Annotated in this window: 17 protein-coding genes; 14 read left to right on the plus strand and 3 right to left on the minus strand. The window is 73.1% G+C overall.

Features of this window, described 5'->3' with window-relative positions; all coding sequences use genetic code 11:
• Positions 1-605: 605 nt before the first annotated feature.
• Positions 606-1,349, minus strand: coding sequence for a response regulator (locus tag ACIOD1_RS32140; protein WP_401906330.1), 744 nt, complete (start codon positions 1,347-1,349; stop codon positions 606-608).
• Positions 1,346-2,188 carry a histidine kinase gene (locus ACIOD1_RS32145; RefSeq protein WP_365628016.1) on the minus strand — a complete coding sequence of 281 codons (843 nt, stop codon included), beginning with the start codon at positions 2,186-2,188 and terminating at the stop codon, positions 1,346-1,348. The genes ACIOD1_RS32140 and ACIOD1_RS32145 overlap by 4 nt, the downstream gene beginning before the upstream one ends.
• Positions 2,189-2,332: 144 nt before the next feature.
• Here ACIOD1_RS32145 and ACIOD1_RS32150 point away from each other — a divergent pair, with 144 nt between their 5' ends.
• Together ACIOD1_RS32150 and ACIOD1_RS32155 are read left to right on the plus strand one after the other, a co-directional pair.
• Entirely contained in the window at positions 2,333-3,043 is a 711-nt protein-coding gene (locus tag ACIOD1_RS32150; RefSeq protein ID WP_365628019.1) for an ABC transporter ATP-binding protein, read from the plus strand.
• Positions 3,040-5,352, plus strand: a complete 2,313-nt coding sequence (locus tag ACIOD1_RS32155) for an FtsX-like permease family protein (RefSeq protein ID WP_401906334.1) — start codon at positions 3,040-3,042, stop codon at positions 5,350-5,352. Before ACIOD1_RS32150 ends, ACIOD1_RS32155 begins: the two co-directional genes overlap by 4 nt.
• Before the next feature lie 33 nt (positions 5,353-5,385).
• On the opposite strand, the gene ACIOD1_RS32160 is transcribed toward ACIOD1_RS32155, so the two are convergent.
• The gene (locus tag ACIOD1_RS32160; protein ID WP_401906336.1) at positions 5,386-5,892 is read right to left on the minus strand and encodes a cupin domain-containing protein; all 507 of its coding nucleotides are present in this window, start codon (positions 5,890-5,892) and stop codon (positions 5,386-5,388) included.
• Positions 5,893-6,030: 138 nt separating this feature from the next.
• Between ACIOD1_RS32160 and ACIOD1_RS32165 the strand changes: the two genes are divergently transcribed.
• The 12 genes from ACIOD1_RS32165 to ACIOD1_RS32220 all read left to right on the plus strand — a co-directional run bounded on the left by ACIOD1_RS32165 (position 6,031) and on the right by ACIOD1_RS32220 (position 19,006).
• A complete protein-coding gene (locus ACIOD1_RS32165) occupies positions 6,031-6,465 on the plus strand; it encodes an Rrf2 family transcriptional regulator (protein ID WP_365628028.1) in 435 nt (144 codons plus the stop codon).
• Positions 6,462-7,379: a DsbA family protein gene (locus ACIOD1_RS32170; RefSeq protein ID WP_365628031.1), complete on the plus strand. Its 918-nt coding sequence runs from the start codon at positions 6,462-6,464 to the stop codon at positions 7,377-7,379. The genes ACIOD1_RS32165 and ACIOD1_RS32170 overlap by 4 nt, the downstream gene beginning before the upstream one ends.
• A 597-nt stretch (positions 7,380-7,976) precedes the next feature.
• Positions 7,977-9,560 carry an ABC transporter substrate-binding protein gene (locus tag ACIOD1_RS32175; RefSeq protein ID WP_401906340.1) on the plus strand — a complete coding sequence of 528 codons (1,584 nt, stop codon included), beginning with the start codon at positions 7,977-7,979 and terminating at the stop codon, positions 9,558-9,560.
• Between the two features lie 31 nt (positions 9,561-9,591).
• Entirely contained in the window at positions 9,592-10,617 is a 1,026-nt protein-coding gene (locus ACIOD1_RS32180; RefSeq protein ID WP_401906342.1) for an ABC transporter permease, read from the plus strand.
• Between the two features lie 2 nt (positions 10,618-10,619).
• Positions 10,620-11,510: an ABC transporter permease gene (locus ACIOD1_RS32185; RefSeq protein WP_365628037.1), complete on the plus strand. Its 891-nt coding sequence runs from the start codon at positions 10,620-10,622 to the stop codon at positions 11,508-11,510.
• Positions 11,507-12,451 carry an ABC transporter ATP-binding protein gene (locus ACIOD1_RS32190; RefSeq protein ID WP_401906345.1) on the plus strand — a complete coding sequence of 315 codons (945 nt, stop codon included), beginning with the start codon at positions 11,507-11,509 and terminating at the stop codon, positions 12,449-12,451. Before ACIOD1_RS32185 ends, ACIOD1_RS32190 begins: the two co-directional genes overlap by 4 nt.
• Before the next feature lie 95 nt (positions 12,452-12,546).
• On the plus strand, positions 12,547-13,356 hold the full coding sequence (locus tag ACIOD1_RS32195) for an ABC transporter ATP-binding protein (protein ID WP_401906430.1): 810 nt from the start codon (positions 12,547-12,549) through the stop codon (positions 13,354-13,356).
• A gap of 86 nt (positions 13,357-13,442) precedes the next feature.
• Positions 13,443-14,783 carry an NtaA/DmoA family FMN-dependent monooxygenase gene (locus tag ACIOD1_RS32200; protein ID WP_401906348.1) on the plus strand — a complete coding sequence of 447 codons (1,341 nt, stop codon included), beginning with the start codon at positions 13,443-13,445 and terminating at the stop codon, positions 14,781-14,783.
• 10 nt (positions 14,784-14,793) lie between these two features.
• A complete protein-coding gene (locus tag ACIOD1_RS32205; protein WP_401906351.1) occupies positions 14,794-16,551 on the plus strand; it encodes an FAD-dependent oxidoreductase in 1,758 nt (585 codons plus the stop codon).
• Entirely contained in the window at positions 16,548-17,612 is a 1,065-nt protein-coding gene (locus ACIOD1_RS32210; protein WP_365628049.1) for an LLM class flavin-dependent oxidoreductase, read from the plus strand. Before ACIOD1_RS32205 ends, ACIOD1_RS32210 begins: the two co-directional genes overlap by 4 nt.
• Before the next feature lies 1 nt (position 17,613).
• On the plus strand, positions 17,614-18,426 hold the full coding sequence (locus ACIOD1_RS32215) for an alpha/beta hydrolase (RefSeq protein WP_401906354.1): 813 nt from the start codon (positions 17,614-17,616) through the stop codon (positions 18,424-18,426).
• 64 nt (positions 18,427-18,490) lie between these two features.
• Complete coding sequence (locus tag ACIOD1_RS32220) at positions 18,491-19,006, plus strand: flavin reductase family protein (protein ID WP_365628055.1); 516 nt, start codon at positions 18,491-18,493, stop codon at positions 19,004-19,006.
• Positions 19,007-19,068 lie beyond the last annotated feature (62 nt).

Below are 19,068 nucleotides of genomic sequence, written 5' to 3' on the forward strand. Positions count from 1 at the left end.
GTGGACGACTGCGGGATGTGGCAGACGGTGTGGCTGGAGCCCGGCGCGGTGGTACGTCGCCCCTCCGGGCACCCGGCCGGTCCGCCTCCCGACTGGGACGAGCTGGAGCGTCCCGAGCACCGCGTCCCGCCCGTCGAGCCCGACGGGTCGTGGAGCCGGCGTTGGGAGGCGGCGGTCGGGGTCGCGTTGGCCCACCTCGTGGTGGCCGCCGAGGGCCGCCCGGTGGCCCTCTCCGCCGGCCCCGTCGCCGAGTTGCTCGGCCATGCCGTCGGTCTGTACCTCCCCACCGGGCCCGGCGCCCGGTCCGTAGCACCGGCCGGCCCGGGGATCCGCCCGCCCCGGCCTCGGCCCGACGTCCTCCTGGTCCCCCGCCACCCCCTCACGGGCGCGCCGTGGCGCCCGGCCGGCGACCGGGGTGCTTCCGGAGGGCGTCCTGCGCGACGACTACCCGCTTCCGCCGCGCCCCTGGTGCCCGTTGACGCCCCACCACGACGCCTTCGCCTGCACCCTGGTCGGGCTGCCCGCCGCACGCGCCCCCCGACCGCGCGGGCACTACCGCGCGGACCACGGATGAGCTGCGGGCCCACGTCCTCCTCCGACTCAGGTCACCGGGGGCGGGGGGTGTCGGCCGAATCGCCCGGGGAGACGAGTCCCGTCTCGTAGGCGAGGACGACGGCTTGGGCGCGGTCACGCAGGGTCAGCTTGGCGAAGATCCGGGCCACGTGGGTCTTCACCGTCGCCTCGCTCAGGGTCAGTTGCCGCGCGAGTTCGGTGTTGGACAGGGCCCGGCCCATCAGCGTCAGCACCTCGCGTTCGCGCGGCGTCAGCGCGGCCAGGTCGCGGTGGACGGCCGGGGCCGCGGGGGCCGGGCCGGTGGCCGGGGCTCCGGGGGCTCCGGGGGCTCCGGGGGCTCCGGGGGCGAAGCGTTCCACCAGGCGGCGGGTGATCGAGGGTGCGAGCAGGGCGTCGCCGGTGGCGACCAGGCGTACGGCGGACGCCAGGTGCGCGGGGGTGACGTCCTTCAACAGGAAGCCGCTGGCTCCGGCGGCGAGGGCGGCGTAGACGTACCGGTCGAGGTCGAAGGTGGTCAGCATGATCACCCGGCAGTCGGGGGCCTGGGCGAGGACGCGGCGGGCTGCCTCCAGGCCGTCCATGACGGGCATCCGGATGTCCATCAGCACGACGTCGGGCCGGAGCCCGCGCACGGCGGCGACGGCCTCTGCCCCGTCGGCGGCCTCGCCCACCACGTCGATGCCGCGGGCGGTCAGGATCAGGCGGAAGCCGGTGCGCACCAACTCCTGGTCGTCTGCGATCACGACGCGCGGGGCGCGCTCGGTGTGCGCCGTCACGGCCGGTCCAGCGGGATGCGGGCGCGGACCCGGTATCCGCCGCCGAGGCGGCGGCGTGCGTCGAGGTCGCCGCCGTAGACGGCGACCCGCTCGCGCAGGCCGAGCAGCCCGCGTCCCGTTCCGGCCGCCCGGCCACGGCCCGGCTCCGGCCGCGCGGGCGCGTCGCCCGACAGGACGCTCGGTCCGCTGTTCAGCACTTCGACGCGCAGGTAGTGGTCCGCGTACCGCACCGTCACTTCGGCCTTCGCCCCGTCCCCGTGTTTGAGCGCGTTGGTCAGTGCCTCCTGGACGATCCGGTAGGCGGTGACGTCGATCCCGGTCGGCAGGGGGCGCGGCTCGCCCGAGACGCGCATCTCCACGGGCAGTCCGGCGAAGGCGATCCGGTCGACCAGCGGGCCGAGGCGGCTCATGCTCGGCTGCGGCGAGAGGTCCACCCGGTACGGCTCGTCCTCGCCGTCCTGCGCGGGTGCGAGCAGGCCCAGCAGGTGCCGCAGTTCGGTCATTGTGTTCCGTCCGGCGGTCTCGACGGCGCTCATCGCGGCCGCCGCCTCCTCGGGCATCGTGGTCAGCACCTCGCGGGCGGCTCCGGCCTGGACCACCATGACGCTCACGTTGTGGCTGACGATGTCGTGGAGTTCGGCCGCGATCCTGGCCCGCTCGGCGTCCACGGCGGTCCGTGTCGCGCTCTCACGTTCCCGCTCCAGCAGCCAGCCGCGTTCCTCGATGGCCGCCCGGTGTCGCCGCCGCGCCCGCGCGGCTGCCACGTACAGCCAACCGGCGGCGCCAACTGCCGCCGCCAGGGCGGTGATCAGCCCGATCGTCGTCCAGGATTCCCCCATCTGATCATCTTCTCAGACGGAGGACGCGCTCAGGGCCGGCCCGGGTGGCGGGACGCGGCGCCGTACATCTCCGGGATGACCCGCCCGGACGGATACATCCGGGGGGTGACGTCCCGTCATCGACCCCGGACCTAGGTTCGAGCCATGACAACTGATCACGACGGTGCCCGGCAGGTAGTGGTGCGGCTGGACGGCGTACACAAGGAGTACGGCGACGCGAAGGCGCTGGACGGGCTTTCGCTGGAGATACGGGCCGGGGAGGCGGTCGCCGTCATGGGCCCCTCCGGCTGCGGCAAGTCCACGCTCCTCAACATGGTGGCCGGCCTGGACCGGCCGACCTCGGGCACGGTCGAGGTGCGGGGCCACGACCTCGGCGGCCTCAACGAGACCGGTCTGGCGCTGTTCCGGCGGCGGAACGTGGGCATGATCTTCCAGTTCTTCAACCTCATCGACGATCTGCCGGCCTTGGACAACGTGGCGCTGGCCGCCCAGCTGACGGGTACCCCGGCCCGTCAGGCACGACGCCGCGCCCTGGAACTCCTGGACGAACTCGGTGTCGCCGAGCGGCGGAACAACTACCCGGCGACGCTGAGCGGCGGCGAGCGCCAACGCGTCGCCGTGGCAAGGGCCTTGATGAACCGCCCCGCGCTGCTGTTGGCCGACGAGCCGACCGGCGCCCTCGACAGTCGCTCCGGCGAGCAGGTGATGGACCTGCTGATCGACCTCAACCAGATCGGCCAGACCCTGTTGATCGTCACCCACGACCCGCGGTTGGCCACCCGCTGCGCCGGTCGCCTGGTCGAGGTCGCCGACGGCCGGGTCGCCCGCGACAGCCGTGTGGAGGCGACCGCGTGAGCGCCGTGTGGAGGGCCTCGCGCGCGGCCGTGAAGCGCCGCCGGCTCCAGACCTTCGTCATCGGACTCGTCGTGTTGTGTTCCACCACGACCGTCCTGCTCGCGCTGGCCCTGCTGACCGCCGCCTCGGACCCCTTCGACAAGGCCTACGCCGCACAGCGCGGTGCCCACGCGGTGGCGACCTTCGACACCATGAAGGTCTCGCCGGAGCAGCTGGCGCGGACCGCCGACCGGCCCGGGGTGGGGGCCGCGGCCGGACCGTTCGGACAGGCCGTCGTCGACATCCCCGCAGGCCGGCTCTGGATGGCGGGCGGCACCCTGACCGTGGTGGGGCGGGCCGATCCGGCGGGCCCCGTGGACCGGATCGAGCTGCTGGAGGGCCACTGGGCCACCGCGCCCGGCGAGATCGTCGTCAACTGGGCGGCCCAGGGCTCCCCCGGTGCGGAGTTGCTCGGCACCGAGTTGCGGACCTCGGGCGGGCCGGCGCTGAAGGTCGTCGGATTCGCCACCAGCATGAGCAGGTCCGCGAGCGCCTGGGTCTCGCCCGAGCAGATGACCGCGCTGCAGCCGACCTCCGCCCAGATGCTCTACCGCTTCACGGACTCCGCGACGGAGGACCGGCTCGGTGCCGGACTGGCGCGGGCCACCGCCGGACTGCCCGAGGACGCGCTGACCGGCGCGCAGACCTACCTCACCCTCAAGCGGGCGTTCTCCGCGATGGCCGACTCCTACCTCCCGTTCATGACCCTCTTCGGTGTCCTCGGCCTGTTGGTCTCCACCCTGATCGTCGGCAACGTCGTCAGCGGGGCGGTCGTGTCCGGGTACCGGCACATCGGGGTGCTCAAGGCCCTGGGCTTCACCCCGAACCAGGTCGTCGCCGTCTACCTGACCATGCTCTCCGTACCGGCGGTGGCGGGCAGCGTCCTGGGCACGCTGGCGGGCAACGCGCTGGCCGGGCCGATCATGAAGGTCGCGTTCACGGGCATCGAGGTGGGCCGGGCCCCGGTCGGCGACTTCAGCCCGTGGGTGTCCGTGGCCTGCCTGGTGGGCATGCCCGCCCTCGTCCTGCTGGTCGCGCTGGTGCCCGCCCTGCGGGCCCACCGCCTGTCCGCCGCGCAGGCGATCAGCGCGGGCGGAGCGCCGCGGACCGGGCGCGGACTGCGCGTCCAGCGGATGTTGGGCGCCACCCGCCTGCCGCGCCCGGTCAGTCTGGGCCTGGGTCAGCCGTTCGCCCGCCCCGGCCGCACCCTGCTGACCATGGCGGCCATCGTCCTCGGTGTCACCACGGTGACCCTGTCGACCGGGCTGACCGACACCTTGCTGGCGTACGCCGACATGGGGCGGGCCGGCGGGGGCGCCCGGATCCAGGTGACGGCCGGCACGTCGGGCGACGACGGGGCCGCGCCGCCCCGGCTCGGCGACGCGCAGATCGAGGAACGGCTGCGCTCCCTGCCCGGTGCGCGAGCGGTGCGCGCCCGCGCGTTGGCCCAGGCGAACATGACCGGGCAGACCCAGCCGGTCTTCGCCGACTTCTACCGCGGGGACGCCTCCTCGTACGAGCGCTCCATCGTCCGGGGCCGGGCGCCGGCCGCGGCGGGCGAGATCGTGGCCGGGCCGGCCTTCCTGACCCAGCGCGGACTCGTGCTGGGCGACCGGGTCACGCTGGAACTGAACGGCAGGAAGATCACCGCAACGGTCGTGGGCCAGGTCATCGAGGGCAACGCCCGCGCCCTGGAGGCCACTTGGCAGACCCTCGACCAACTCTCGCCGGACGCCCACGCCACCGAGTACACGGTGCGACTCGCCCCCGGCGCCGACGCGCACGCCTACACCGAGGCGGTCGAGGCCCTGGAACCGGGCCTGCGCGCGTCGGTCCTGGACTCCGGCAACGCCGGCGCCGCCGCCGTCATCACCTTCGCCACGGTGTTCACCGTGCTGCTGACCCTCGTCGCCTCGCTCGGCGTCTTCAACACCGTCCTGCTGAACACCCGTGAGCGGCGGCGGGACCTGGGCATGCTGAAGTCGATCGGGATGACCCCCCGGCAGGTGGTGGTGATGACGGTGACCTCGGTGGCCGGGCTGGGCGCGGTCGGCGGACTGCTCGGCATCCCGCTCGGGATCGCTGCCCACCGCCTCGTCGTGGACCACGTCGGAGTGGTCGACTTCCCGGAGTACATGAAGGACGTGTGGCACGCGCCGCAGTTGGCCGCGATGCTCCTGTCCGGTGTGGTGATCGCCGTCCTGGGCGCCCTGGTCCCGGCCCGGTCGGCGGCCCGCACGACCATCGCCACGGTGCTGCACACCGAGTAGGGCGCCGGTCGGTGGACCTTTCGTCGCTCCGGCTCAGGCCCGGTCCGCCGGGAGGACGTACAGCCCGGGGAGGTTGACGACGATCGCCTCCTGCGTGCTGCGCGCGATGACGACGACGGCCTCCTCGGCGGGGTCCGGGTTCTCCTCCCGGTGGGGGACGAACGGCGGGACGAAGACGTAGTCGCCGGGGGCGGTGCGCAGCCGCACCTCGGCGGGCGGGTCGGAGGCGTCGTCCAGGAAGACGAACTCGGGATGTCCGCTCACCACGTAGATGGCGGTCTCGGACTCTCCGTGATGGTGGTCGGAGGAGGCGGTCGACGGTGCCACGTGGGTCTGGCCCATCCACAGCTTCTCCGAGCCGACCGTCTTCCCGCTGACGGCGGCGAAGCGGCGCATGCCGCCGCTCTGGGCGGTCCCGCCGTCCAGGGAGTCGGCCCGGAGGTGGTGCAGGCGGGTGTGCAGCGGCGCCGCGGAACGGTCCGGGGCGTTGTGGAGATGCGGGTGGAATCCTTCACCGGCGGTGGTCAGCGGCTCGCTCATGGCCGGGACGCTAGAGGGGTTCCGGAAAGGATGTCAAGAGGTGTCCTTTGCCGTTCACCTGCGGCAATGTTGCCGCAATGAGGGACGGGGAGCGATGGGAGCCCCGTGGCGGCAGGACGGGTCGGGCATGATGGGCGCATGCATATCTCCGCGAAGGCGGACTACGCCACGCGCGCTCTCCTGGAGCTCGCCTGTGAGCCCGCCCGTCCGCTCACCTGCGAGGCCATCGCCTCCTCGCAGCAGATCCCGTTCCGGTTCCTGAAGTCCGTGGTGGGCGAACTGCGGAAGGCCGGTCTCGTGCGCAGCCAGCGCGGTTGCGAGGGGGGCTACTGGCTCGGCCGGCCCGCCACCGAGATCACCCTGTTGGACGTGGCGCGCGCCGTGGACGGCGAGCTGATCTCGCTGCGCGGCGAGCCACTGGCCGGACTCGACTACCCCGGCCCCGCGGCGGGCCTGCCCGGGCTGTGGCGGCGGATCGAGGCGGACGCGGCCGCGCTGCTGGGCGGGGCGACGCTGGCCTCCCTGCTGCCGGCGGGAGCACGCGGGCTGCCGGTCCGCGAAGGTGCCGCGTGACGGGCCGGCCCGAGGGGGAGCCCGCGCTCGAAGTCGTCGAGTACACCGACCCGTTGTGCCCGTGGGCCTGGGGATCGGAGCCGGTCTTCCGCACGCTGCGGGCGGCGTTGGGCGATCGGGTGCGGTGGCGCCGGGTATTCTGCATCCTGTTCGACGAGGGCGACGACCCACCACCCGACCCGGCGGCGGAGACGGCCTGGTACGCACGGTACGTCGAGGAGATCACCGCACACACACGGGCGCCCCGGGCGGTGCGGTTGAGTCGTGTGGCGGCCGGTTCGTGGCCCGCCTCGCTGGTCGCCAAGGCCGCCGAACGCCAGGGTGTCGAGGTGGCCGACCGGGTGTTGCGGCGACTACGGGAGAGCGTCTTCGTGCTCGGTGAGCCGGCGGACACGACCGCCCTGGCCCTGGCCGCGGTACGAGGCGTTCCGGGCCTGGATCCGGATCGGTTGTCGGCGGACGCCGCCGGCGCCGCGGTCCTCGGGCTGGTGCGCGCGGACCACCGCGAGGCCCGCCGCCCGGTGTCCGAAGTGCTGTCCGTACGGGGCGGATCGCCACATCCCGGCGCCGCGAAGGAGACCGACACCGGGCACCGGTACGCCCTGCCGACCCTGCTGTTCCTCGCCCCGGGGAGCTACCGCGCGGTGCCCGGCCGGCGCACGTTCGAGGAGTACGCGCAGGCGCTCCGGGAACTGGACCCGGCCTTGCCGCCGGCCTTCGCCCCGCTGTCCCCGACGCGGACGCTGGAGCGCTACCGGAGCCTGAGCGGGCCCGAGTTGCTGATGTTGACGGGCGCCGCGTCACCGCCCCCGGGGGCGGTGCGGGTGGAGACCGGGAACGGCCCGTTGTGGCTGCACCCCGAGGAGGCCGCCGTCCACCCGGCCACCGCTCCTGGGAGCCCTTCCGCGCGCTGAAGAGGCCTCCGTAGGCCCCCAGAAGCACTTTGGAAGCGCTCCCCAGGGGCTCTGACCAGCGGTGGAACGCGTCCCGGCCAATGAGACACCAATTGGTGTCCATTGACAGCCGTCGACCCCTGCCCCCAGGATGTGCCCCATGCTTACGACGCACCCCGGTGTGGTGTGCCGCTACGTGGACCTGCGGCGCACGTCCAGCGCTCTCTGTCGCTGACCGCCCCGCCCTCCCCGGCCCACAGGTAACGGACCACTGCCGGCCGTTCCGGCCGTCCGCCCTCCTGTAGAGCCGCATCCGCTCCGCCTGAGCCCGCCCCCTTCCGGGCCCCGCCGCACCCTCCTCCGCCTTCGCCCTCCCGGCCCGTTGACGGCCCGCCCCGCACAGCCCCGCCGACGCCCCGCGCCGGCGGTGCGGGGCGGTGGGCCTCGCACGGCCCCAAGCCGTCGACCCCCGCACTTCCGCCTGCCCTTCCCCTCGCCCCTCCCCCTGCCCGTCGGCGTACCCGGCGCCGACCGGGGCGTGGGCAACGAGCCTTTTCCCGCCCCGCCCCTCCGCCTTCCTGCCCGGCCGGCCCGGGACCGATTCCAAGGAATACAGCGATGTCCGCACGACTCACGATCCGCCGCCCCAGACTCGACGCCCCGCCGGTGCGGCGCTCCGGACGGCCGCGCCTCGCGGTGCTCTCCGCCGCGCTCGTCGCCGTGCTGACCCCCGCCCTCAGCGCCTGCGGCGGCGACGCCGCCACGGCCGCAGGCGGCGGGACCGGCAGCGCCACGCTGAAGTGGACCTCCTCCTACTTCCCGTCCCACTGGGACCCGGTCGTCTCCGGAAGCGGTGCCCAGTTCCGCGAACTCGCCCTGGTGTACGCCTCCTTGACCCGTACGGACGAGAACGGCAAGGCCGTCCCCGACCTCGCCCGGAGCTGGGACTACAACGACAAGGGGGACCAGGTCACCTTCCACCTGCGCCCCGGGCTGAAGTTCGGGGACGGCGAACCCCTCGACGCCACGGCCGTCAAGGCCGCCGTCGAGCGGGCCAAGCAGCAGAAGAACTCCGCACTGTTCGGCGACCTGACCTCCATCGCCTCGGTGGACGCCAACGGCTTGGACGCGGTCGTCCACCTGACCCAAGTCGACTATCAGATACCTCAGTTGCTCGGTCAGCGGGTGCTCCAGATCGCGAGCCCCAAGGCGGCCGCGTCCCCGGAGAAGCTGGACCAGAACCCCGTCGGCGCCGGTCCGTTCACCATCACCCAACTGGTGCCGGGCACCAAGGCGGTGCTGAAGAAGAACCCCGCGTACTGGGACGCGAAGAACATTCACATCGACAACGTCGAGCTGACCTCGGCGCCGGACTCCTCCACGGTCGTCGCCGGCCTCCAGACCGGGGTGTACAACTTCGCCGACATCAAGCCCAGTCAGGCGGACGCGGCCAAGAAGGCCGGCCTGGACGTCTTCGTCCAGCCGGGCTTCAACGCCTCGAACATCAGCCTCAACATCAACAAGGCGCCGTTCGACGACGAGAGGGTGGTCGACGCGGTCCGCCACGCGATCAACCGTCAGGAGTTCGTCGACAAGCTCACCTTCGGCTACGGCTCGGTGACCAACCAGCCGTTCCCCAAGGGGTACGTGGCGTACGACCCGGAGTCCGAGAAGGCCTTCCCGTACGACCCGGCGAAGGCGGAGAAGCTCTTGGCCGAGGCGGGCCACAAACCAGGGGACATCAAGCTCACCCTGGTCGTCCCCACCGAGGACCCCCAGGCAGAGATCGTCCAGTCGCAGCTGGCCAAGGTCGGCATCACCGTGACCATCAAGATCGACAAGAACTGGTCCGTCCCCTTCTTCGCCAAGGACCTGACGTTCTCCCTGTACGGGACCACCGGCCGCGACTCGGCGGCGCAGACCCTCACCGCCCACTTCGGGCCCAACGGCCCGCTCAACCTCAGCTCGCCCTACCAGCCGGCCGACTTCGAGGCCGCCATCGCCAAGGTCCGCCAGACCCCGCTGGACTCGCCCGACTACTCGAAGGTCCTGCAGTCGGCGACCCGGGCCGGTCTGGCGAGCAAGGCGCTCGTCTTCACGTACTCCTCGCCGAACCTGATCGCCAAGAGCAAGTCGATCTCCGGCCTGCCCGCGAACCCGGCCCACATCGACTGGACCGGCGTCACCATCTCCGGCAACTGACACCCGTCCACGACAGAAAGGAGGCGACCTCGTGACCACGATCGCGCCACATGCCGCCGCCCGCGGCCGCGGGGTCGCCGCGGCCGGCGTGCGGCACGCGGCCGGCCGCGTCCTGGCCGCCCTCGCCCGCTCCACCGCGATCTTCGTGCCCGTCTTCCTGGTCGCGACGTTCGTGACGTTCTCCCTGCGGTCGCTCAGCGGCCTCAGTCCGGCCCGGATCCAGCTGGGCGAAGAGGCCACCCCCGAGGCGATCGCGCGGGTGGAGGCCCAGTGGGGCCTGGACGATCCCTTCCTGGTCCAGTACTGGGACTGGTTCAGCGGAGTCCTGCACGGTCGGCTCGGCACCAGTTGGAGCAACGGCGCCGACATCTCCACGCTCATCGGCCTCGGCCTGGGTGTGAGCCTGTCCATCGCGACGTTCGCTCTGCTCATCGGGGTCACCGCCGGCTTCGTCCTCGGCACCGTGGCCGCACTGCGCCGCACCACGTGGATCGACCGGGCGATCACGGGCTTCGTCACCTTGATCTCGGTGATGCCGGCCTTCGTCGTCGGCATCGTGCTGGTCGCGGTGTTCGCGGTCGGACTCCACTGGTTTCCCTCCGCCGGGTACGTCCCCGCCGAACAGGGATTCGAGCCGTGGCTCGCGCACATCACCCTCCCGGCGATCGCGCTGAGCTTCGACGTCGTCGCCGACGTCGCACGCCAACTGCGCGGCAGCCTCGTCGCGGCCTACCGCGAGAACTACGTGACGGGCGCGCTGGTAAGGGGCCTGAGCCCACGCCGGATCTTCTTCGGACACGTCCTGCGCAACGGGATCGGACCGGCGCTCGCCACCCTCGGACTCAAGTTCCCCGCCCTGGTCGGCGCGTCCGTCGTCACGGAGTGGATCTTCGGGCTCCAGGGATTCGGCCGGTTCGCCAACGACGCGGCCCAAGCCGGCGACGTCCCTGCCGTACAGGGCGTGCTCGTGGTGTCGATCGCCCTGGTCGTCACCTTCAACCTCATCGTCAACCTGGTGCTGGCCCGCGTGACGCCGGCCTCCCAACGGGGGGTGTGACCATGGTGCGTCGCGTTCTCGCGCTCACGTCCGGACGGATCTCCGTCGCCGTCCTCACCCTGATCGCCCTGCTGGCGCTCCTCGGCCCGCTCCTGGCCCCCGTGGATCCGCTGGCCACCAGCGACCAACTCCTCGGGGCCACCTCGGGCGCCCACTGGCTGGGTACGGACCACCTCGGCCGGGACGTGTTGAGCCGCCTCCTGGACGGCTCACGCGTCAGCGTGCTGGGTTCGCTGGAAGTCGCGCTGACGGCGCTGGCCGTCGGCGCCGTTCCCGGCATCCTGTCCGTCTACCTGGGCCGGGGCTTCGAGTGGCTCACGCTCCGACTGGCCGACACCCTCGTCGCGCTGCCGTTCCTGCTGTTCGCCGTCGCCGTGATCGCCCTCCTCGGCAACGGCCTCACCCAGGCCATGCTCGTCACGGGGACACTGGTCTCCCCGCTGTTCTACCGGGTGGCCCGCGCCGCCACCCTCGCCGTGGCACGTTCCCCGTACGTGGAGGCCGCGCTCATCGCCGGCGCCTCCATCGGCTGGGTGGTGCGCCGGCACGTCTGGGCGAAGGTGCTCCCCCCGATCGCCGTCGCGTTCGCGCAGACGATCGGCGTCGGCTTCATCATCGTCTCCAGCCTGACCTTCCTCGGCATCGGCATCCAACCGCCCGCGCCCACCTGGGGTGGCCTCCTCGCCTCCGACCTGGGCTACCTGAGCCGGCGGCCGTGGGCGCCGCTCGCACCCGCACTGCTGATCATGGTCACCGTCTGGGGCGCGAACCTGCTGGCCGACGCGATCCGCGACGTCTCCGGCGAGGCGGGCCAAGCCCTGATCAACAGCCGCAGGGCCCGCGCCAACCGGACCGAGAAGTCCGACCCCGTACCCTCCGGAGGCACGCGATGACGACCCTCTCCCCCCGCACCGCGCCCGGCCCCGTCCGGAACGCCGAGTTCCCCGACCGGCCGGCGCCGCACGACCCGGCCCGCCCTGCCGATCCCGCCCAGCCGGCCGACGCCGCCGACGCGGCGGCAGAGGTGGTCCTCTCCGTCCGCGACGTGCGCATCAGCGACCACGTCACCGAACGCGAGATCGTCCACGGCGTGAGTTTCGACCTCACGCCGGGCAAGACCGTGGGCATCGTCGGCGAGTCGGGCAGCGGCAAGACCCTCACCTGCCGCGCCGTGCTCGGCATCCTGCCGCCGCACTTCGAGGTCACCGGCGGCTCCGTCGAGATCACCGGCACCGACATCGCCACCCTGACTCCCCCGCGGTGGGCCTCCCTGCGCGGCACCACCATCAGCGCGGTCTTCCAGGACCCCGCCTCCTACCTCAATCCCTCGATCCGTGTGGGACCGCAGATCGCGGAGGTCATCCGGGTCAAGAAGGGGCTCAATCGGCGCGAGGCGCGCCGGCGGGCCGTCGAGCTGCTGCGGGCGGTCCACCTGCGCGATCCGGAACTGGTCTACACCCAGTACGCCCACGAGTTGTCCGGCGGCATGCTCCAGCGGGTCCTGATCGCCGCGGCGATCAGCGCCGAGCCCCGGATCCTCATCGCCGACGAGGCCACGACCGCCCTCGACGTTACCGTCCAGGCGGAGATCCTCGACCTCCTCGCCGACCTTCGCACCCGCGCCGGTCTGGCCCTCGTGGTCGTCTCCCACGACCTGGCCGTCGTCGCCCAACTCTGTGACGAGGTGCTGGTGATGCGCCGGGGCGAGGTGGTCGAGCAGGGCCCGACGCGGGAGGTGCTCCACCACCCGCGCCACGAGTACACCCGGCTGCTCATCGCCGAACACGAGCAGTACGGACTCGACAAGTTCCTCGCACCGCAGGAGACACCGTGACCACCGGATCCGCGCCGGACCGCTCTCCCGAACCCCACGGCTCCCCCGAGCCCCACGGCGCCCCCGCCACCACCGCCCGGTCCTCGGGCGCCGTTCTGGAACTCACCGACCTGGAGGTGCACTACGGCTCCCGCCGGCGCCGCCACCGCGCCCTGCACGGGGTGTCGCTGAGCGTCGCCCCGGGCGAGACCCTCGGGGTCATCGGCGAGACGGGCTCGGGGAAGTCCACCCTCGCCCGCGCCGCCCTGGGACTGGTGCGCGCTTCGGCGGGCTCGATCCGCATCGCCGGCGAGGAGGTCGGCGCGTACGACCACCGCCAGTGGCGCGCCCTGCGCCGGCGCGGGGTCGTCCAGTACGTCTTCCAGGACCCGTTGCGCAGCCTCGACCCGGACCTCACCATCGAGGAGTCCCTGGCCGAACCGCTGCTCATCCAGGGCGTCGCGCACGGCGAGGCCGCCCGGCGGGTCCGCTCGTTCCTGCCCCGCGTCCGCCTCTCCGAGGACCTGCTCGGCCGGTTGCCGGGAGAGCTGTCGGGCGGTCAGCGCCAGCGGGTCTCTGTGGCCCGGGCCCTGGTCACCGACCCGAAGCTGGTCATCCTCGACGAACCCGTCAGCGCGCTGGACTCCGCCAACCGGGTCCAGGTCCTGGAGATCCTCAAGGAGCTGCGCGCCACCGGGGTGGCCCTCGTGTTCATCTCCCACGACCTCGGCTCCGTGGCCGGCATCGCCGACCGCGTCGCCGTGCTCTACCGCGGCGAGCTCGTCGAGAGCGGGGAGACCCGTGACCTCGTACGCGACCCCCGCCACCCGTACACGCGCCTGCTCATCGGCTCGGCCCCCACCCTGCGCGGCGCGGCGGCCGACGGAGCCGAACGCGAGGCTCTGCGGGCCCTGCTGCACGTCTGAACCACCGGCCCGTCCCAAACGGTCACACCATCCCACCCGGCTCACCAACTCACCGACTCACCGCCTCACCCACAGACAGGAACGACATGTCCCGCACGATCCACCTCGCACTGCACCCGTACGGCGTCGGAGGCCCCGGCCAGCACGGCCTGTGGAAGGACCCGCGCGTCGCGAAGAACGCCAGCATCGACATCAACTACTACATCGCGCAGGCCCAGGCGGCCGAGCACGCCCTCTTCGACGCCCTGTTCGTCGTCGACAGCCAGTTCATCAACTCGACCTACCCGGCGCACTACCTCAACCGCCTCGAACCGCTCACCCTGCTGTCGGCCGTCGCCACGCACACCCGGCACATCGGCCTGGTGGGCACGGCCAGCTCGACGTACAACTCGCCGTTCAACCTCGCCCGCAGGTTCGCGTCCCTCGACCACATCAGCGCGGGGCGCGCCGGCTGGAACGTCGTGACCAGCTTCGACACCGGTACGTCCAAGAACTTCGGGCTCGACGAGCACCTCGACTACACCACCCGCTACGGCCGCGCGCTGGAGTTCGTCCAGGTCGCCCGGGGCCTGTGGGACTCCTACGAGGACGACGCGTTCCCGGCCGACGTGGAGCGGAACCTCTTCCTGGACCCCAGCAGGCTGCACGCGCTCGACCACCGGGGCGAGCACTTCGACGTGGCCGGACCGCTCAACCTCTCCCGCTCCCCGCAGGGCCAGCCGGTGATCTTCCAGGCCGGGGTCTCCGAGGAGGGCCGGGACCTGGCCGCGCGGGTGGCCGAGGGCATCTACGCACCGGGCGGTTCCCTCCAGCAGGCGCAGGAGTACTACGCCGACATCAAGACGCGCACCGCGGCGTACGGCCGCGACCCCGAGCACATCAAGATCTTCATCCACGGCAGCCCGGTCGTCGCCGCGACCGACGAGGCGGCCCGGCGACGCGAGCGGGAGATACACGAGGAGGACAACGACTTCGACCGCAACCTCGCCCTGCTCGGCCGGGCCTTCGGCGCCTACGACTTCAGCGTGCACGACCTGGACGCGCCCTTCCCCGACGTCGCGCACCTCGCGGAGAAGGGTGGCCGCACGGGCGCCACGAAGCTCATCGAGCGCGCCCGCGAGCAGCACCTGACGCTGCGCCAGGTGGCGTCGACCGTCAACGAGTTCCACCGTTCGCCCTTCGTCGGCGCTCCGGAAACCGTGGCCGACACCATCGAGCAGTGGTTCGATGCCGGCACCTTCGACGGCATCAACCTGGCCTTCCGTACCGGCGACGACCTCGAACTCTTCGTGGACGGCGTCGTCCCGCTGCTGCAGAAGCGCGGCCTGTTCCGCACCGAGTACGAGGCGGACACGCTGCGGGGCAACCTGGGGCTGCCGATCCCGGCCAACCGCCACACCCACGCCCGCCCGTCCCACAACGGCTGAGGGGCGGGCCGTGACCGAGCATTCGGCAACGGGCGGACGCGACGTCCACACCGTCCGCTTTCCGAGCGCCACCCCGCCCTCGACGGTCGACGTGCTGATCGTCGGGGCCGGGCCCGTCGGACTCTCCGCGGCCGTCGAGCTGACCGCCCGCGGTGTCCGGGTGGCCGTCGTCGACCGCGCCCGCACCGCCACTCTGGTCCGGGCCGGCGCGATGGGGCACACCCCTCGCGTGGTGGAGCACTTCCACCGCTGGGGTCTCCTCCAGCGCATCCGTGCCGCCTGGACCTACCCCCCGGAGTGGAACCGGGGCATCAGAGTCGTGACCTCGCTCGCCGGTCACGAACTCGTGCCGGTGCCTCGCCCGTCATTCACAGGGCCCGGCGGCGCCCGGTACGGCTCGCAGGAGGCGCTCCGGCGCCCCCAGACGGTGCTCCAGCAGGTCTTCCTCGACCACCTCCGGGAGCAGGGGGTGAACGTGGCCGGCGGCTGGGAACTGCGGGACCTGCACGAGGACGCCGGCTCCGTCTCCGCCCGGGTCGTCGAGGTCGACTCCGGCGAGCGGCGCACCTTGCGCGCGACGTACGTCCTGGGCGCCGACGGCGGCTCCAGCACCACCCGTCGGCTGGCCGGCATCGGGCGCGAGGGGGAGCGCGCCACGGAGAAGCGGCTGCGTCTGATCGTGCGCACCGAAGACATCTCCGCCCGGGTCGGGGCGGCGCCCAGCGGTACCAACATCGTCGTCAACCAGGAGGCGTCGGGCTTCCTCGCCGCCGTGAGCACCCGTGAGTGGCGGGTGTACGCGGGTCCGTACCCGCTCGCGTACGAGCCGTCGGAGGAGGAGTTGCTGAAGGTGGCCCGGGCCGCCTTCGGATTCGACCTGCCGCTCGAACTCGTCTCGGCCACGACCTTCCACCACGCCACCCGGATCGCGGAGACCTTCCGCCGCGGCCGGATCCTGCTCGCCGGTGACGCCGCCCATGTGCGGACGCCCGGCGGGAACCTCGGCGAGGGCTTCGGGGACGTGGTCAACCTCGGCTGGAAGCTGGCGGCGGTGCTGGCCGGCCACGCTCCCGACGCCCTCCTCGACTCCTACGACGAGGAACGCCGTCCGCACAACCGGCGCGTCGCCGACCACGCGCTGGAGCGCTCCCGGCGTGCGCAGACCGCGCTGGCGGAGATCCGGCGGGGCGGCGTCCCCGACGACGCGGAAAACGGTCCCGACGCCGCCCTTCGCCGTGTCGAGATCGGCGAACGGCTGCGGCGGGACCATGTGGACGCGGTCGGCGTCACCTTCGACGAGCGGTACGACGCGTCGTCCGCGATCCGGTACGAGCCGGACCAGCTCGACTCGGAGCCCCGGTGGCGCGCGGACGTCTACGAGGACGATCCGCGACCGGGCCACCGTGCGCCGAACGGCCCCGTCGATCCGTACGGCAGCACGCTCCACGACCGGGTCGGCGACTCCTTCGCCCTGCTCGTCCTCACGGAGGGCCGGGCCGTGGAGGACGCCTTCGTCGCGCAGGCCGCGGCCCGGTCCCTGCCCCTCACCGTGATCCACCTGACCGATCCCGGCGCCCGCGCCGTGTACGGCAGCGCCCACGTGCTCGTCCGCCCCGACCAGCACGTCGCCTGGCGGGGAGCGGAGCTACCGGACGGAGGCGCGGGCGCCGTCCTGGACCACGTACTGGGTCACGGCTCCGCCGAGGACGGCGCGCCCGGTCTCGTCGCCGCCGGAACGGCCCCCTCTCGGGACGGCGGCCGGCCGTGACCGCCGGGACACCGCGCTTCCGGCTCGGGTTCCTCACCCACGTCCAAGGGCGCGGCGAGGACCGGCGGCAGACGTACCGGCACGCGCAGGAACTCTTCGTCGCCGCGGACGAACTCGGCTTCGACGTGGGCTGGGTGGCGCAACACCACGACCCGCTCGGCGGGGGCGGCCTCTCCTCGCCGTGGACCTTCCTCGCCCACGCCGCCGCGAGGACACGGCGGATCCGGCTCGGCACCGCCGTCACGGTCCTCCCGTTGGAGGATCCCGTCCGCCTCGCCGAGGACGTCTCCAGCGTGGACGTCCTCAGTGGGGGCCGCGTCGAGATCGGCGTCGGCAGCGGGTCCAGCGCGTTGGAGTACGCCGCCTTCGGCCGGGACGTCGCCCGCAAGCGCGAGCTGACCAGCGAGAACCTCGGCGTGTTGCGTCGGGCCCTGGCCAACGCGGAGGTCGGTGCGCCGGGCTTCCGGATCCAGCCGCCCGCCGCCGACTTCTCCGACCGGATCTGGCAGGGGGTCTTCAGCCACGAGGGGGCCCGGCACGCGGCGACGGCCGGTTCGAACCTGCTGCTCAACCGCGCCGCCTACGGCTACGACGCGCCCACCGACGAGGTACAGCGCCCGTGGGCGGACGGCTACCTCGCCGCCTGGGAGGGGGCCCGGCGCCCCCGGATCGGCCTGTCCCGCTTCGTGTTCCCGGCGCGGGACCGGCGCACCGCGCTGGACCTGATCGGTGACGACGTCCACCGGGCGGCCCTGCGCATGGCCGACAGCGGCGCCTTCCCCAAGGGGCTGGACACCGAGGAGGCGCTGCGTCGCTTCCACGCGTTCCACGGCCACCCCGACGAGATCGTCACCGCTCTGCGGCAGGAGAAGGTCCTGCCCGTGGCGACGGACCTGATCACCCAGTTCAACCCGGCCGTTCCCGACCACGACGCGACCCTGCGCGCCCTCGAACTCATCGCGACGCAGGTGGCGCCGGCTCTGGGCTGGAAGCCCGCGACCGGCGCCACGCCCGGCCCCGTGTCCCCCACCACGCCGCACACCGCGGCGGCAGGAGTATGAGATGACCCCGTACGAGTACACCGACCACCACGCCCCCGAAGGCCTCCTCACCCGCGGCACGGTCCTCGTGGTGCCCGGTCGGGGAGAGACCCGCGCGACCTATGCCCGCTTCGGCCGGCGGCTCGCCTCCGACGCCTATCGCGTACGGGTCGTCGACGCCCCGCCGACCGACGCCGACGACCCGGCCGCCGCACTGGACGCCTTCGGTGCCCGGCTCGAAGAAGCCGTCGCGGGCGCCGCCGAGGCGGACGGCCTCGCCCGTCCGCTGGTCCTGGTGGGGGCCGACTCCGGCGCCGCGCTGGTCGCGGCGATCCTCGCGCGGGCCGAGGGGGCGACGGCGACCACCGGTCCGCGCCCGGACGCGGTCGTCCTGGCGGGGCTCCCGGGCTCCGGTGCCGGCTCCGGCTCCGGCTCCGGCTCCGGCTCCGGCTCCGAGGGCACTTGGGACGCCGAGCTCGACGTACGCACCTCCTGCCCCACGCACCGGGGTGTGCTGAGCAACGACGACCAGGTGCGCCGGGGGTCGCTCGGCGACCCGGTTCCGGGCACCCTGCTCGACGCCGTCCACGACGGCGTCGTGGCCGTGCCGACGCTGCTCCTCATCGGGGACGCCGACCCGCTCGCGGACCGCGAGGAGCTGGCCCGGGTCGTGAAGTCCCTCCCCCGCGCCCGGCTCGCTGTGGTCCGCGGCGCCCACCACGACGTCCTCAACGACCTGCAGCACCGGTCCGTGGCGGCGGAGGTCGTCACGTTCCTGGAGGCCCTGCGCGGCGGGCTGGTGCCGGCGGTCGTCGTGGAGTCGAGCGCCTGGTGACCGCCCGACCGCCCGCACCGTCGCACATCCCGATCCGCCGTCCGATCCCCCGAAGGGAACCGGTATGACCATCTCGATCGACCCCGCCACCCAGCCGTCCACCGCACCCGCCGCCGACGAAGTGCTCCGCCGTGCCCTGCGCCGCCACGCGGCCGGCGTCACGGTGATCACCGTCCCCGGGCCGGCCGGATTCACCGCCACGTCCTTCACCTCCGTGTCCCTGGAGCCGCCCCTGGTCTCCTTCTACCTGGGCCTCGGCGCCTCCACCGCTCCCGCCGTCCACGGCGCCGACCGGTTCGCCGTCCACATCCTCGGCACACACAACAGCGCCTTGGCGGGACAGTTCGCCCGCAGCGGCACCGACCGTTTCGCGGGCGTCGCGTGGACCGCGTACGCCGACGGCCTCCCGCTGCTGGACGGCGTCCCCGCCCGGCTCGTCGCCCGTGTGACCCTGCGCCAGCGGGTCGGTGACCACCTCCTCGTCGTGGGCGAGGTCGAGACCGGCTCCTTCCAGGAGGAGGCCACCGCACTGGTCCACCACGACGGGGCGTTCGCCGCGGCGCGGCGCCTGCCCACCTGAGACCGGCGCGGGCGCCGGCGGTCGGCGTCCCGGTTGATCGCCTCGGGCCTGGGTAGCGGAGC

Origin of the sequence: Streptomyces sp. NPDC088097 (assembly GCF_044741845.1) — a bacterium.
In the GTDB taxonomy this organism is placed as follows: domain Bacteria; phylum Actinomycetota; class Actinomycetes; order Streptomycetales; family Streptomycetaceae; genus Streptomyces.